Genomic DNA, 14,550 nt, shown 5'->3' on the forward strand with positions numbered 1-14,550 from the left:
AAAGCGCCTAGTGATAGCCTTCCCCCGGTTTGATCTTCCCGCGGAACACGTAATAAGCGAACGCGGTATAGCCCAGGATAATGGGCACCAGAATGATCGCCCCCACGAACATGAAAAGCTGCGATTTGAACGGGCTTGCGGCATCGTACATCGTGACGCTTGTGGGGATGACATAGGGCCACATGCACACGCCAAGCCCGATGAAGCACAGAAGGAACAGACCCAGCGTCAACACGAAGGGCATCCAGTCGTTGCTTTCGTTGTACAGTTCCTTGCCCAGGAACAGGATGAACAGCACGACCAGGATCGGCACCGGCGCCACTTGCAGCATCTGCGGCCAGGAATACCACCGTTCGAAATACGCAGCCTCAAGGAACGGGGTCCACAGGGACACAATCCCGATAAAGCCCACGGTCACGAACCCAAGGATCCGTGCGATGTTGCGCGAATGCTTCCTGACATACCCCTCGGTCCGCCAGTTCAGCCAGCACGCCCCCAAAAGGCCGTAGCCGAACACCACGGCCAGACCGCAGGTCAGCGTGAACGGCGTCAGCCAGTCCCACCAGCCGCCGCCATAGGCCCGGCCGTCGACCTCGATCCCCTGCAGCAGGGCGCCGAGGGCGATCCCCTGCGCCATCGCCGCGACGGTTGACCCGCCGATGAACGCCCAGTCCCAGAACTTTTCCGAAAACCTGTTACCCGCACGCCAGCGGAACTCGAACGCGACACCGCGGAAGACCAGCGCCAGAAGCATCGCGATGATCGGCGGGTACAGCGCGGGCATGATGATGGCGTAGGCCAGTGGGAAGGCGGCGAACAAGCCGCCACCGCCCAAGACAAGCCACGTCTCGTTCCCGTCCCAGACGGGCGCGACCGTGTTCATCATCAGGTCGCGATCTTCTTTCCTCGGGAAGGCGGGGTAGAGTATCCCGATCCCCAGGTCGAACCCGTCCAGAACGACGTAGACATAGACGGCGAAGGCCAGAAGCAGGGCCCATGCGACCGTCAAGTCAAAGCTGATCTCCATTCCGTGCGCTCCTTATTCGGCCGGGCTGACTTCAGGCGTGGTGCCGGGCGTGATGCCCGCGGTACGGATCGGGCCGTCGCTGTCCTTTTCGGACTCGCCCTTCTCGGGCGCTTTCAGCATCAGCTTCAGCAGATAGATGATGCCGGCCCCGAACACAGCGAAATAGATCACGATGAACGCCATCAAGGAGGTGCCGACTGCCTGCGCCCCGATGGGCGACATCGACTCGGACGTTCGCATCAGGCCGTAGACGGTATAGGGCTGTCGGCCGACCTCGGTCGTGATCCAGCCCGCGATGATGGCGACGATCCCCGACGGGGCCATCAGGACAGATACGCGATGAAGCCATCTGTCGTCGTAAAGCCGACCCCGCCACCTCGACCACAGGGACCAAAGTCCGACGCCGATCATGACCATGCCGATACCCACCATTACGCGGAACGACCAGAAGACGATGGCGACGGGCGGCTCTTCGCTGCGCGGCACTGTGTCCAGGCCATCCATCGAGGCATCCAGGCCCTTTCCCAGAATCGGCCCTCCAATCCGCGGGATCTCGACCGCGTAGCGCATCTCGCCCGCCTCCTGATCCGGGATGCCGAACAGGATCAGGGGGATGCCGTCATCATAGCTTTCGAAGTGACCTTCCATCGCCAGTACCTTGGTCGGCTGGTATTCGTAGGTGTTCAGACCTTGCTCGTGTCCCAGAACCAGTTGCAGCGGGGCGACGACGGCGGCCATCCACATGGCCATCGAAAACATCGTGCGCACGCCACGGTTGTCGTGCCGCCCGCGCAGCAAGTGCCACCCTCCGACGCCGCCGACGACGAACGCGGTGCCAAGGAATGCCGCCGTCAGTGTATGCGCCAGACGATAGGGAAAGGACGGATTGAAGATCGCCGCCAGCCAGTCGTCCGGCAGGAATTGCCCATTCTCGCCCATGACGAAGCCCGCAGGGGTATGCATCCAGCTGTTCACCGACAGGATCCACGTGGCCGATACAGCCGTTCCGAACGCGACGAGGCAGGTCGCCGTCATGTGCAGGCCGGGTCCGACCTTGTCGCGGCCGAACAGCATGATCCCCAGGAACCCCGCCTCTAGGAAGAACGCCGTCAGAACCTCGTATGCCATCAAGGGGCCGATCACCGGGCCCGCCCGATCCGAGAACACCGACCAGTTCGTGCCGAATTGATACGACATCACGATGCCCGACACGACGCCCATCGCGAACGAGATCGCGAAGATCTTCACCCAGAATTTGAACAGGCGCAGATACGCCTCGTCTTTCGTCCAAAGGAACATGCCGTTCAGGACGGCCAGATAGCTGGCCAGACCGATGGTGAACGCCGGAAAGATGAAGTGGAAAGCGACGGTAAAGCCGAACTGGATGCGGGCCAGAACGAGTGCGTCGAGACCGAGAAATGTATCCATGGACTTACCTGCTTCACGAATGGGAACACGGAATACTTATGCGGCCCGGGCGTTCCGTCCAACAGCACCTTGCGGCGCGCAATGTCACACCGTGTCGGGTTTTCCCTGCTGTTCTTGCGCGGATTGACACGAGGGCAAGGGGTTTTCCGGAGAACCCGGAAATGGAAAAGGCCGACACGTGCTGTTGTGCCGGCCCTACTCGACGATGCTGACCGCCCGAAAATTCCGGATCGTTCAGACCATTTTCGGATAAAGAACGACACGCGCGTCCATTGGCACCTGCTCGTATAGCAGCTTGATATGCTCGTTGGTCAGGCCAGCACAGCCGTTCGAGACGGCGCGCCCGATAGTGTTGATGTCGGGCGTCCCATGAATTCGCAGATAGGTATCGCCGCGGCCTTCCTGGAAGAGGTAAAGCGCGCGGGCCCCAAGCGGGTTGTCCGGGCCGCCGGGCATTCCGTCGGAGTACTGTGCGTATTTCTCGGGCTCACGGCTGATCATGTCCGGCGTGGGCGTCCACGAGGGCCATTCCTTCTTTGCGCCGACGTAATACTGCCCCGGCTCGTACAGGCCTTCACGGCCGACCCGGATGCCGTAGCGCCATGCCTGACCGTTCGGCATCGTCCAGAAAAGCTGGAAGTGATCGGGGAAAACATGCACTTCCCCAGGCGGAAGCGAATGGCGCAGCGTCACGAAAGCGGGCTGCAGATGCGGCGGAAGCTGCTGCGCCATGGCGGGGCCGCCCACCAGGGCCGCGCCGAAGGTGGCAAGTCCCGTCAAAACGAAGTCACGCCTGTTCATATGGATCGTCCCTTTGTCGTTAAGCCCTTGGATGCAACGTAAACCATGCGTCCCGGTTGCAGGACATCTGCCACGAAAACGTGAAGCCTGCATCTGAAATGGTACGGCCGGGCAGTGCCGCTATCCGGTTTGCGGTCAGGCGGCCGAATAACGGGCAAAAACCTCGGTCTCGCCCCCTGTGCGGATCAGGTGTACATCGTAGGCATCGCGCGCCGTTTCCGGTCCCATCCCCGGAGAGCCATAGGGCATCCCCGGCACTGCCAGTCCCACCGCGTCGGGACGCGTGTTCAGAAGGCGGCGAATATCGGACGGGGGAACGTGCCCCTCAATCATGTATCCGTCGATCCTTCCGGTGTGACACGAGGCCATATCTGCCGGGATCCCGTTTTCCAGCTTGTAGCGGCTCAAAGCAGTACCCGTCGACGGTTCGGTGGTGATCTTGAAGCCGTCCCGCTCGAGGATGTCGATCCAGGCCGAACAGCACCCGCAATTCGGGTCCTTCACGACGTGCATGGATGGAACGGCCGCGGCACCGAGCCGTGGCAGGATAGCGGCGCCACCAAGCGCGGCGAGGCTGCCCAGAAGGGCGCGGCGTGTCGTCGTGCTGGGTCTCATATCGGTCTTCTCCTTCACGGGCCTGTTCGAATACCTGGCGCTGGTGAAGGGATAAAGGCCGTCCCGGAAACCGGCAAGCGGGCCTCACCTCCGCCGGGATCACGTTTCGGTCGGCTATCGCCGATAGAAAAAGGACCGGCCCCTGTTCGGGGGCCGGCCGCTTGTCGTTCCACAAGGCGGAAGAATCAGCCTTCGGCTTCTTCTTCCGCCTTGGCTTCCTGTCCGGTCTCCTGGTCCACGACCTTCATCGACAGGCGCACCTTGCCACGGTCGTCAAAGCCCAGAAGCTTGACCCAAACCTCCTGGCCTTCCTTCAGGACGTCCGAAGGATGGTTCAGGCGGCGGTTCTCGATCTGGCTGACATGGACCAGGCCGTCGCGCTTGCCGAAGAAGTTCACGAAGGCGCCGAAGTCCACGATCTTCACGACCGTGCCCTTGTACACCTTGCCCTCTTCCGGCTCGGCCACAATCGAATAGATCATGTCGTAGGCCCGCTGGATCGCGTCGCCATTTGCGCTGGCGATCTTGATCACGCCGTCGTCGTTGACGTCGACCTTGGCGCCGGACGTCTCGACGATCTCGCGGATGACCTTGCCGCCCGAGCCGATGACTTCGCGGATCTTGTCCACGGGGATCTGCATCGTCTCGATCCGGGGAGCGTGCTGGCTGAACTCGGCCGCGGAGGACAGCGCCTTGTTCATCTCGCCCAGGATGTGCATCCGGCCGGCCTTGGCCTGCGCCAGCGCCTTTTGCATGATCTCGGGGGTGATGCCCGCGACCTTGATGTCCATCTGAAGCGAGGTGATCCCGTTCTCGGTGCCGGCAACCTTGAAGTCCATGTCGCCGAGGTGATCCTCGTCGCCCAGGATGTCGGTCAGGATCGCATAGTCGCCGTCATCTTCCAGGATCAGACCCATCGCCACACCGGCCACGGGGGCCTTCAGCGGCACGCCCGCATCCATCATCGACAGCGACCCACCGCAGACCGACGCCATGGAAGAGGAGCCGTTCGATTCGGTGATCTCGGACACGACGCGGATGGTGTAGGGGAAGTCGGTCGGCGCCGGCAGAACCGCCTGAAGCGCACGCCACGCCAGCTTGCCGTGACCGATCTCGCGACGGCCCGGAGGTCCGAAGCGGCCCACTTCGCCCACCGAGTAAGGGGGGAAGTTGTAGTGCAGCAGGAAGTTCGACTTGTAGGTGCCCTGAAGAGCGTCGATCATCTGCTCGTCGTCGCCAGTGCCCAGCGTGGTCACGACCAGACCCTGGGTCTCGCCCCGGGTGAACAGGGCCGAGCCATGCGTCCGCGGCAGAAGGCCGGTTTCGGCAACAATTGGGCGGACCTGATCCGTCGCACGGCCATCGATCCTCTTGCCGCCCTTCACCACGTCGCCGCGGAGGATGGAGGATTCCAGCTTCTTGAACGCCGAGCCGAGGTTCTCGTCGGCCAACTGCTCTTCGGTCAGCTGTCCGCGGATATGGGCGCGCGCATCGCTGATGGCGGTCGTCCGCTCCTGCTTGTCGGTGATCGCGAAGGCGGCGCGCATCTTGTCCTCGCCCGCGGCCTTCACGGTGTCATACAGCGCCGAGTAGTCGGGCGGCTGGAAATCGAAGGGCTCTTTCGCGGCGTCTTCGGCCAGGTCGATGATCAGGTCGATCACCGGCTGGATTTGCTGGTGGGCAAAATTCACGGCGCCCAGCATCTCTTCTTCGGTCAGCTCGTAGGCTTCCGATTCCACCATCATCACGGCGTCCTTGGTGCCCGCGACGACAAGGTCGAGGCGCTGATCGACGTTCTCACGCAGCTTGTGCATGTCGTCGATCTCGGGGTTCAGGACGTATTCGCCGCCCTCATAGCCCACGCGGCAGCCGGCGATCGGGCCCATGAAAGGCGCGCCCGACAGCGTCAGCGCGGCGCTGGCCGCGATCATCGCGACCACGTCGGGATCGTTGACAAGGTCGTGGCTCAGCACGGTGCAGATCACGAGGACTTCGTTCTTGAAGCCCGGCGCGAACAGCGGACGGATCGGGCGGTCGATCAGGCGCGAGGTCAGCGTCTCTTTCTCGGTCGGACGCGCTTCGCGCTTGAAGAACCCACCGGGGATTTTGCCCGCAGCGTAATATTTCTCGTTGTAATGAACCGTCAGCGGGAAGAAGTCCTGTCCGGGCTTCTGTTCCTTCGCAAAGGTCACGTTGGCCATGACGCTGGTCTCGCCCAGCGTCGCGATCACAGACCCATCGGCCTGGCGCGCAACTTTTCCTGTCTCGAGCGTGAGGGTTTCTTCGCCCCACTGCATCGATTTCTTTGTCTCGTTGAACATCTGTCGTATCCTGTCTGGGCCGACCGGAGCCCTCTCCGGCGGTCCGTTTGCATGGCGGCCGTATTGCCGCCGATCCCTCCATCATCTCATGCGCCGGGATCGAAGCGTCACGTCTCAGATGCGCCGCCCCTACATCAAAACGGCGCTGAACGCTAGCAGGTGTGATCCGGGATGACTTGATACACGGCGGGGAACGGCAGACTTACGTTCCCCGCCCGAAAACCCGATGCGCCCCAAGCCCGTCGGAGACTTCGCCCTTCAGGAGGGCGGCGTAGTGATCCTCCAGCCGGTCGTCCCCATATTCCGGCGTCAACTCGGGCGCGGGGCGGTCGCCGTCATGTACCAGCATCGACCGGGTGGCATAGAACCGCCCGATCCGCGCCAGTTCGGCTTTGGCGGCAAGCCGGGGCGATACCCGCCCCATCAGCGACAGCCCGCTTGCCACGCCATCCAGAAGCGCGACCGGCACGCGGCGCACCGCAACCTCGCGGCCCAGAAGCCGGCCCAGCATCGCAGCCTGGTCCATGGGGGTGATCGCCGGTCCGGGGCCGCCCACGGGCAGGACGCGGTTCCGCTTGTCGGGATCAGACAGGCAATCCACCAGAAACGCCGCGCAATCGCGGTCCGAGATCGGCTTGCACGCCGTCAGGTTCCCGTCCCCGAACACGAGGAACGGCTTGCCCTCCGCCACACGCGCGACCTGACCCGACAGAGATTTGAAGAAGGCGGTCGGCCGCACGACGGACCAGTTCATGGACGACGCTCTAAGCCTCGCTTCGGCGGCAAGCTTGGCGTGGTGAAAGGCCAGTACAGGGGGCTCGACACAGATCGCCGACAGCAGGACGAATTGGGCAACCCCGGCGCGCTCGGCCGCGTCGATGGCGGCGATCGTCGCATCGCGATCCACGGCGCGGGCATCGTCCGGCGCCCCGGTGCGCGAGGCAAGGCAGCAGATCACCGCGTCGATTCCGGCAAGGGGCAGCGCATCGCGCATTGCATCGGCGTGGATGACCTCGCACCCCGGAACGGTGCCGGACCGCAGGACCGCGCGGACCTCGTGGGCCGCGCGCAGCAATTCGGCGGCCGTCGCACGTCCGATGGTGCCGCTGCCGCCAAGAAGCAGAACCCTTGTCATGTCATGACCCTTCCACGAAGCCCCGCGCCGTTCCATGGGCCAGACACGAAAAAAGCCGCCCACGGGGGGCGGCCTTCGGGTCGACATCGCGCGCGGATCAGCGGCGGATGTTCAGGCGCTTGATCAGGTCCTGATACCGGGCCTCGTCCTTCGCCTTGGTGTAGTCCAGCAGCTTGCGGCGCTGGGCGACCAGCTTCAGAAGGCCACGGCGCGAGTGGTTGTCCTTCTTGTGGGTCTTGAAGTGCTCGGTCAGCGCGGCGATGCGGTGAGTCAGGATCGCGACCTGCACCTCGGGCGAGCCGGTATCGCCGGACTTCGTCGCGTAATCGCTGATGACCTTCTGCTTGTCTTCTTGCGTAATCGACATCGGGCGTCTCCTTTCGGGTCTGGTGTGTCGGCACCGGCCGGGATGTCGTCCAGCACGGGCCCTTTGCCGCAACCGCGGCGAAGCGGGCGCATAGCCTGATTCCCGCGCCGTGAAAACCCCCGATCTAGCCGCGCCAGGGCACGGGCTGGGTCGCGTAGGGGATATAAAGCGGGTGCTTGGGGTGCCCGTCCTTCGACAGACCCAGATGATGCAGGGTCCGCCCGGTGCCACGCATCAACGCTTCGACCTCGGGGCCGCGCGCCATATGGGCGCCGTGGGTGCCCCATGCGCAGACGATGGTGTCGGCCCAACGGCAGCCCTCCAAGATGGCCGCGTCGTTCGCCGGGCCCACGGGGTCGTCCGCGCGGCGCATCTTCTTGGGGTCGGTGTCGCGCCAGGCGAAGATGTTGCAGACCCGGAAGGCCCCGAACCCCAGCGCCCGCGCCCGCCGCTCGCAGCGTTCGACGGTGGGGTCGTTCTGCACCTCGGTCGCGGTCGAGGGGTTCAGCATCACGAACAGCGCCTTGCCATCCTCTGGCCGCCAGACGCGGGTCAGGGCATAGCGATACCGTTCGCAGTCCGAATAGGTGGCCACGCTTTCCGCGTCGTCCTTGACGTGATGCCGTTCGATCACCGGTTCAGGACACGCGACGGGTGGAAATGCCCGGCCCGGTAATGCCCCAGCGCCACGGCCAGCCCCCCTTGCGAGGCCCAGGCCAGATCGCCGAACTCGGCGTCCGAGCTGATGACCTCGGCCGGGTTGCCGTTGCGGATGCGCGTCGCCGCCATCTCGGTCACGCGGCATTCCGGCAGATCGGCCAGTCCCGTTTCCACCGGCAGCAACAGCGCGTCGAGCTCGGGGGTGCGGGCCAGGTCCTCGATCCGGTCCAGGGTCACGCCGTCCGCAACCTCGAACGGTCCGGACCACACGCGCCGCAGCCAGCCGACATGCCCCAGACAGCTCAGGTCGCGTCCCAGATCCCGCGCGATGGACCGGACATAGCCGCCCTTACCGCAGACCAACCGCAGCGTCGCCGCGTCAGGCCGCGTCTCGACCAGCGTCAGTTCGTCGACGTAAAGATCGCGCGCCTCTAGCTCCACCTCTTCGCCGGCCCGCGCCAGATCATAGGCCCTTTGCCCGTCGACCTTCACGGCTGAAAACGCGGGCGGCACCTGCATGATGTCGCCACGGTAGGTCGGCAAGGCGGTCTCGATTGCGTCTGCGGTCGGGCGCGCCTCGGACGTCTCGAGAACCTCGCCCGAAGCATCGTCGGTCGCGGTTTCGGCGCCCCAACGGACCTCGAACTCGTAGGCCTTCAGCATGTCCGTGATCGAGGAGACCAGCTTCGTCGCCTCGCCCAGCGCCACGACCAGAACGCCCGTCGCATCCGGGTCCAACGTGCCCGCGTGGCCCGCCTTCTTGGCATCGAAGGCCCAGCGCACCTTGTTCACGATGTCGGTCGATCCGATCCCGGCAGGCTTGTCGACGACCAGCCAGCCCGAGATCTCGCGTCCCTTCCTGCGCCGTCCCATCAGCGCCCCCCGGTCACGGTGCCGATGATCGGCCCCATGGGCCAGCCCGCATCGTGTCGACCGCCATCGGCATCATACAGCCGCGAGATGTTGCCATCGAAATACAGGGCGTTCGGCACGTCCAGCCCATCGCGGAACAGCCGACCGAAATGGTGGAAATTCACCTTCTCATTCGAGATCGCGAAATACATCGTGCCATTCGCCCCGACGCCGACCCCGTTTCGGATATAGGTCGAATCCGAGTCCGGTATGAACCGCGGGTGCAGGTCGCCGTCGAGGACCAGCATGGGCCCGGATTGCGAGGCATCGCGACAATCGGGGTCGCTGGCCGCAAAGCTACGGCTTTCGATCACCCGCGCAGCCCCCTCGGTCAGGCACAGGACGCCGTTCGGAAGCAGGCCGAAATTGCCCGGCCCGGCATTCGTCACCAACCCCGCAGCCTCTGCGCCATCCTCGACATACAACCCGACTGGAGAGCGGTCGGCGTGATACATCCCGGCGTTCATCGCGATGCCCAGCGATTTGCCGTCCTGCCCCAGCGCCCGGTTGACCGCGCGAAAGCTGGCAAAGGGCGATCCGTCGTCCTGATACAGGAACAACTGCACATCTTCGACGGCCGGGTCGATCTCGCACACCGTGAAGGACGCACCGTCGAAGGCTACGTCCCGGCAGGTTCCGGCCGCAGCGGGAAGGGCGGTCAGCAGAAACAGAAGTGCAAGGCGGATCATGCCTCGTCCTCTCCCTCGTCAAGGTCTCGGCGCACGTCGTCGCGGGCGAACAACTCGCGCGTTTCGTCCAGCCGATCGAAAGTCTCGTCGATCAGGAACCGCAGATCGGGCGTGAACTTCAACGTGGTCTCTTTCGACAGGGCGCGGCGCAGCTCGTGCTTGTTACGCTTCAAGCCCTGGATCGCTTCCTCTCGATTGTTCCCGCCCAGCGGCAGGACATACAGGGTCGCGATCTTGAGGTCGGGCGACGTCCGCACCTCGCTGACAGTGATCGACAGGCGGTTCAGGTCGGGGTCGTGGATGTCGCCCCGGTTCAGCACGTCGGACAGCGTGCGGCGGATCAGCTCGCCCACGCGAAGCTGACGTTGCGACGGGCCTGCGCCCTCGGAAAATCGGTTCTTGGCCATGGGGCGCAGATATTGGCTTGGACCGCGACGCGCAACAGGCGTTGCGGGATGCGCGGGATCCGCGCTAGCTGCGGGGCGAAGGATCGAAGGGAATGCCGCATGAAGATCGCCGTTACCGGAGTATCGGGCCGCATGGGGCGGATGCTGGTCGACGCCGTGTCCGAGACCGAGGACGCAACGCTGCACGGCGCCATCGAACGGTCCGGGCATGACTGGGTCGGACGTGATCTGGGCGAGATCCTGCCGGCCGGTTCGGGCGTGACGGTGACTGACGACCCCGCCAAGGGGATCGCGGGGGCGGATGCGGTGATCGACTTCACCGCGCCCGATGCGACCGTGGCCCTTGCGAAATCCGCGGCTGAGGCCGGCGTCGCACACGTGATCGGCACCACGGGCTTCGACGACAGCCATATCGCCCAGCTCGACGCCTGCGCGGATCGTATCGCGATCGTCAGGGCCGGGAACATGAGCCTGGGGGTCAACCTGCTGACGCAGCTCGTTCGGCAGGTCGCGGCCAGCCTCGGCGTCGAATATGACATCGAGGTCGTCGAGGCGCATCATCGCCACAAAGTCGACGCCCCCTCGGGTACCGCGCTGATGCTAGGCGAAGCTGCGGCCGAGGGGCGGGGGATCAGCCTGTCGGGCATGGCCGACAGGGCGCGCGACGGCATCACCGGCCCGCGCGAGGCCGGGCATATCGGCTTTCACGCCATCCGCGGCGGCGACATCATCGGCGCCCATGACGTGATCTTCGCGGGCCCGGGCGAGACCATCACGATCAGCCATGCGGCCACTGATCGCCAGCTTTTCGCCAAGGGTGCACTGCGCGCGGCCCTGTGGACCGTAGGCAAGGCGCCGGGGCATTACGACATGCTGGACGTGTTGGGCCTGCGCTAGGCCCGCCGAAAGCCAGGACCGCTCAGAAATCGTAGGCAATGCCCTTCTTTTCCCAATCGCCATAGCGCACGGGCTCGGGGCCATCACGCCCGCCCAGTTCGGGAGGGAGGTTCAGGTCGCCCTGCTTTTTCTTGCGCGCCTCGGCTTCTTCCAGGGCGCGCAGGGCCTCGGGCGGAAGGGTGTCGCGGTCAGTCATGGCGGGGCCTCACTGGTCTTTCGGGCGGTTCCAAGTCATATACGCGCTTCGATCCGCTCAACAAGGCTGCCCCATGGACCGCACCCGGAATGCCGCCCTCACGCTTCTGATGGAGGTGACCGAGAACGGCCGCCTGATGTCCGAAGTCACCGACAAGACGCTGGCCCCCCTGCCGGGCCCTGAGCGGGCGCGGGCTCAGCGTCTGGCACTGACCACCCTGCGCTGGAAGGACCGGGCCGATCGTGCGCTGGGACCGTTCCTGCGCATGAAGCCCCGTCCTGTCACGCTGAACGCCCTGCGTTTGGCCCTGTGCGAGATCCGGGTCGAAGGCGGTGCCGAACATGGCGCCGTCAGCGCGGCGGTCGATCTGGTCCGCGCGTCCGAGGAAGGGCAGGCGGGCCTTGTGAACGCGGTGCTGCGAAATGTCCTGCGACAAGGCCCGGAAGCCTGGGACAAGCTGCCCTTGCCGCGCCTGCCGAAATGGCTGCGCAAGCCGCTGATCGCGGATTACGGGAAAGACGCCGTTGCCGGGATGGAGGTCGCGTTCGCCCGCGGCGCGCCGCTGGACCTTTCGGTGAAGGAGGATGCGGACGGATGGGCCGAGCGGCTGTCGGGGCAGGTTCTGCCCACCGGCTCGGTCCGGATGCAGGCGGCGGGGCAGGTTTCGGCCCTGCCGGGTTATGCGGACGGGGCGTGGTGGGTGCAGGATGCCGCCGCCGCGGTGCCGGTTCGGGCCTTGGCCCCGCAGGCCGGTGAACGGGTTCTGGACCTGTGCGCGGCGCCCGGCGGCAAGACCCTGCAGATCGCGGCCGCAGGGGCCGAGGTTACGTCCCTTGATATCTCGGAGGGGCGCATGGCGCGCGTAGCCGAGAACCTGGCGCGCTGCGGGCTGCAGGCCGAAGCCGTGGTCGCCGACGCGCTGGAGTGGGAGGGCGGGCCGTTCGATGCAGTCCTGTTGGACGCGCCGTGTTCCGCGACCGGCACGATCCGCCGCCACCCCGACCTGCCGGCCGCCAAGACGGGTGAGGACTTCCCGGCCCTGTTCAAGCTGCAAGAACGTCTGATCGACCGTGCGCTGACCTTTGTGCGGCCCGGCGGACGGGTGGTCTTCTGCACATGCTCCCTTCTGATCGACGAGGGAGAGGAGCAGGTGCGCGACGCCCTGTCCCGCCACCCCGACCTGATCGTGGATACCGATGCACTGCGCCTTCCGGGCATCGATCCCGCGTGGATCGGGCCGGAGGGTCTGCGTCTTCGCCCCGACTATTGGCCCGAACTGGGGGGCATGGACGGCTTTTTCGTGGCGGTTCTGCGCCGCCCGGACTGAACTACCCATGACAGGACGTACCTTTCGCGATACGCTCGTACCATCGAGCGACGTGAGAGAAGGCACGAGGACGTGGCCCCCACGCATCTGACCCGACTGGACAGGCTGCGCCTGTGGACCGAGCGTCTGCAGGGTGTTCCGGCGAGCTTCATCGACATTCCTGGCCCGCGCAGCGTCGGACGCGTCCATCGCGGCCAGAGGATGCTGGCGGGCGAATTCATGTTCCTGGGCTATACGGTCGAGGCGCCCGAGACCCCGATCTGGGACCTGCCGATCCCCGAACCGGCCTTCGTCGATCTGCTGCACGGCTTCGGGTGGCTGGACGATCTGGCCGCGACCGGGGCGGGCGAGGGACCCGCACAACGCTGGCTGGACGATTGGATCGCGCGGTTCGGCCAGCAGGACGGCCCGGCCTGGCGGTCCGATACCCTTGGCCGGCGGGTGATGCGCTGGATCGACCATGCCGAGATGCTGATGGGTGGCGATCAGCCGCGCGACCGCACTGCGCGGGTCTTTCTTCGTCTTCAGGCCCGGCAACTGGCCCGCAGTTGGCGGCGCGTCCGGCCCGGCCCCCGCCGGTTCGAGGCGCTGGCGGGGCTGCTTCTGGCGACCGTCACGCTTGAAGGACTGGCGCCGTCGCGCGGGGCCGCCTTGGCTGCGTTGGAGGTTGAGATCGCGTCCGCCGTCACGCCCGAGGGCGGCATCCCGTCGCGCAACCCTGAAGCCTTGGCGCGCGTCTTTGCGCAGCTTGCGCGGATCAAGGCGGATCTTCTCCAGGCCGAAGTCACGCCCCCCGATGCGCTCGAGGATGCGCTGAAACGGATGGCCGGTGTGCTGCGGACCCTGCGCCATGCCGACGGCACGCTGGCGCGGTTCCACGGTGGCGGACGCGGTGCGCCGGGGCTACTGGATCAGGCGCTGTCGATGTCGGGGGTTCGCCCGACGCCGCTGTCGGATCGCGCGATGGGATATGCCCGTTTGTCGCATGCTCGGACAACGCTGATCCTGGATGCCGCACCGCCCACCACGGGACCCATGTCCCCGCAGGCCCATGCCTCGACATTGGGGTTCGAGCTGACGTCAGGCCGGCGACCTCTGATCGTCAATTGCGGCTCGGGGCGGACCTTCGGGGACCGGTGGCGCCGGGCGGGGCGGGCGACGCCGTCCCATTCGACACTGGCCCTGGACGGGCTGTCCTCGGCCCGGCTGGGCGAGGGGGACCTGATCGTCGAGGCGCCCGGAGACGTCCGACTGGAAAGGCGGCGCAGCGATCTTTCGACCGGTCTTATCGCGGGGCATGACGGTTATGTCGCCAGCCACGGCCTGACCCATGTGCGCCAGATCTACCTCAGCCATGACGGCCGCGGTCTTCAGGGCGAGGACGTCATCGCCACGGTCGAGCGCGAGGACGAGCGCGCCTTCGACCGCGCCTTGGACGAGACCGGCGGCGGCATCCCGTTCAGCGTACGCTTCCACTTGCATCCCGACGTCGCGGCGCGGATCGCCGAGGACGGGCAGTCCTTCGAGCTGATGCTGAAATCGGGCGAATTGTGGATCCTGCGGCACACCGGGTCGGCCGCCCTGTCGCTGGTGCCGTCGGTCTATCTGGATGTCGGACAGCTTGAACCGACGCCGACATCGCAGATCGTCCTGCGCGCAACGGCCATGGATTACGCCACGCGGATCAGCTGGACCCTTGCAAAAGCGCGCCAAACCCCCGATGCCGTGCGCGACATCGTTCACGGGGATTATCCCGTGCTGGCCTGAT

General features: G+C 65.5%; 15 protein-coding genes. 3 read left to right on the forward strand and 12 right to left on the reverse strand.

Annotated elements, in window-relative coordinates:
• Positions 1-7: 7 nt before the first annotated feature.
• The 11 genes from cydB to rbfA form a co-directional block, all read right to left on the reverse strand.
• Positions 8-1,027 (reverse strand): cytochrome d ubiquinol oxidase subunit II, encoded by a 1,020-nt coding sequence (gene cydB / locus PAA8504_RS05745; protein ID WP_108893198.1) that lies wholly within the window; start codon positions 1,025-1,027, stop codon positions 8-10.
• 12 nt (positions 1,028-1,039) lie between these two features.
• Entirely contained in the window at positions 1,040-2,455 is a 1,416-nt protein-coding gene (locus PAA8504_RS05750) for a cytochrome ubiquinol oxidase subunit I (protein ID WP_108893199.1), read from the reverse strand.
• Positions 2,456-2,689: 234 nt separating this feature from the next.
• Entirely contained in the window at positions 2,690-3,256 is a 567-nt protein-coding gene (locus tag PAA8504_RS05755) for a L,D-transpeptidase (protein ID WP_108893200.1), read from the reverse strand.
• A gap of 135 nt (positions 3,257-3,391) precedes the next feature.
• Complete coding sequence (locus PAA8504_RS05760) at positions 3,392-3,871, reverse strand: DUF411 domain-containing protein (RefSeq protein WP_108893201.1); 480 nt, start codon at positions 3,869-3,871, stop codon at positions 3,392-3,394.
• A 185-nt stretch (positions 3,872-4,056) separates the two neighbouring features.
• Positions 4,057-6,192: a polyribonucleotide nucleotidyltransferase gene (gene pnp / locus PAA8504_RS05765; RefSeq protein WP_108893202.1), complete on the reverse strand. Its 2,136-nt coding sequence runs from the start codon at positions 6,190-6,192 to the stop codon at positions 4,057-4,059.
• Between the two features lie 202 nt (positions 6,193-6,394).
• A complete protein-coding gene (locus tag PAA8504_RS05770; protein ID WP_108893203.1) occupies positions 6,395-7,327 on the reverse strand; it encodes an NAD(P)H-binding protein in 933 nt (310 codons plus the stop codon).
• A 97-nt stretch (positions 7,328-7,424) separates the two neighbouring features.
• Entirely contained in the window at positions 7,425-7,694 is a 270-nt protein-coding gene (rpsO, locus tag PAA8504_RS05775) for a 30S ribosomal protein S15 (protein ID WP_108893204.1), read from the reverse strand.
• 124 nt (positions 7,695-7,818) lie between these two features.
• Entirely contained in the window at positions 7,819-8,328 is a 510-nt protein-coding gene (locus PAA8504_RS05780) for a DUF1643 domain-containing protein (RefSeq protein ID WP_108893205.1), read from the reverse strand.
• Positions 8,325-9,227 carry a tRNA pseudouridine(55) synthase TruB gene (gene truB / locus PAA8504_RS05785; RefSeq protein ID WP_108893206.1) on the reverse strand — a complete coding sequence of 301 codons (903 nt, stop codon included), beginning with the start codon at positions 9,225-9,227 and terminating at the stop codon, positions 8,325-8,327. Before truB ends, PAA8504_RS05780 begins: the two co-directional genes overlap by 4 nt.
• Positions 9,227-9,952, reverse strand: a complete 726-nt coding sequence (locus PAA8504_RS05790) for a phosphodiester glycosidase family protein (protein ID WP_181375727.1) — start codon at positions 9,950-9,952, stop codon at positions 9,227-9,229. The genes truB and PAA8504_RS05790 overlap by 1 nt, the downstream gene beginning before the upstream one ends.
• A complete protein-coding gene (rbfA, locus tag PAA8504_RS05795) occupies positions 9,952-10,362 on the reverse strand; it encodes a 30S ribosome-binding factor RbfA (RefSeq protein WP_108893208.1) in 411 nt (136 codons plus the stop codon). The genes PAA8504_RS05790 and rbfA overlap by 1 nt, the downstream gene beginning before the upstream one ends.
• A gap of 99 nt (positions 10,363-10,461) precedes the next feature.
• Between rbfA and dapB the strand changes: the two genes are divergently transcribed.
• Positions 10,462-11,259 (forward strand): 4-hydroxy-tetrahydrodipicolinate reductase, encoded by a 798-nt coding sequence (gene dapB, locus PAA8504_RS05800; RefSeq protein ID WP_108893209.1) that lies wholly within the window; start codon positions 10,462-10,464, stop codon positions 11,257-11,259.
• Positions 11,260-11,281: 22 nt separating this feature from the next.
• Here dapB and PAA8504_RS05805 read toward each other — a convergent pair whose 3' ends face one another.
• Positions 11,282-11,455, reverse strand: coding sequence for a DUF1674 domain-containing protein (locus PAA8504_RS05805; RefSeq protein ID WP_108893210.1), 174 nt, complete (start codon positions 11,453-11,455; stop codon positions 11,282-11,284).
• 73 nt (positions 11,456-11,528) lie between these two features.
• On the opposite strand from PAA8504_RS05805, the gene PAA8504_RS05810 reads away from it, so the two are divergent.
• Positions 11,529-12,782: an RsmB/NOP family class I SAM-dependent RNA methyltransferase gene (locus PAA8504_RS05810; protein WP_108893211.1), complete on the forward strand. Its 1,254-nt coding sequence runs from the start codon at positions 11,529-11,531 to the stop codon at positions 12,780-12,782.
• A gap of 72 nt (positions 12,783-12,854) precedes the next feature.
• Complete coding sequence (locus PAA8504_RS05815; protein ID WP_245897531.1) at positions 12,855-14,549, forward strand: heparinase II/III family protein; 1,695 nt, start codon at positions 12,855-12,857, stop codon at positions 14,547-14,549.
• The last annotated feature ends 1 nt before the right edge of the window (position 14,550 follow it).

The organism is Palleronia abyssalis, assembly GCF_900302445.1.
Lineage (GTDB): Bacteria > Pseudomonadota > Alphaproteobacteria > Rhodobacterales > Rhodobacteraceae > Palleronia > Palleronia abyssalis.

Coding starts and splice junctions, on each gene's coding strand:
- cydB (WP_108893198.1), bottom strand. CDS start 1,027: ATGGAGATCAGCTTTGACTTGACGGTCGCATGGGCCCTGCTTCTGGCC.
- PAA8504_RS05750 (WP_108893199.1), bottom strand. CDS start 2,455: ATGGATACATTTCTCGGTCTCGACGCACTCGTTCTGGCCCGCATCCAG.
- PAA8504_RS05755 (WP_108893200.1), bottom strand. CDS start 3,256: ATGAACAGGCGTGACTTCGTTTTGACGGGACTTGCCACCTTCGGCGCG.
- PAA8504_RS05760 (WP_108893201.1), bottom strand. CDS start 3,871: ATGAGACCCAGCACGACGACACGCCGCGCCCTTCTGGGCAGCCTCGCC.
- pnp (WP_108893202.1), bottom strand. CDS start 6,192: ATGTTCAACGAGACAAAGAAATCGATGCAGTGGGGCGAAGAAACCCTC.
- PAA8504_RS05770 (WP_108893203.1), bottom strand. CDS start 7,327: ATGACAAGGGTTCTGCTTCTTGGCGGCAGCGGCACCATCGGACGTGCG.
- rpsO (WP_108893204.1), bottom strand. CDS start 7,694: ATGTCGATTACGCAAGAAGACAAGCAGAAGGTCATCAGCGATTACGCG.
- truB (WP_108893206.1), bottom strand. CDS start 9,227: ATGGGACGGCGCAGGAAGGGACGCGAGATCTCGGGCTGGCTGGTCGTC.
- rbfA (WP_108893208.1), bottom strand. CDS start 10,362: ATGGCCAAGAACCGATTTTCCGAGGGCGCAGGCCCGTCGCAACGTCAG.
- dapB (WP_108893209.1), top strand. CDS start 10,462: ATGAAGATCGCCGTTACCGGAGTATCGGGCCGCATGGGGCGGATGCTG.
- PAA8504_RS05805 (WP_108893210.1), bottom strand. CDS start 11,455: ATGACTGACCGCGACACCCTTCCGCCCGAGGCCCTGCGCGCCCTGGAA.
- PAA8504_RS05810 (WP_108893211.1), top strand. CDS start 11,529: ATGGACCGCACCCGGAATGCCGCCCTCACGCTTCTGATGGAGGTGACC.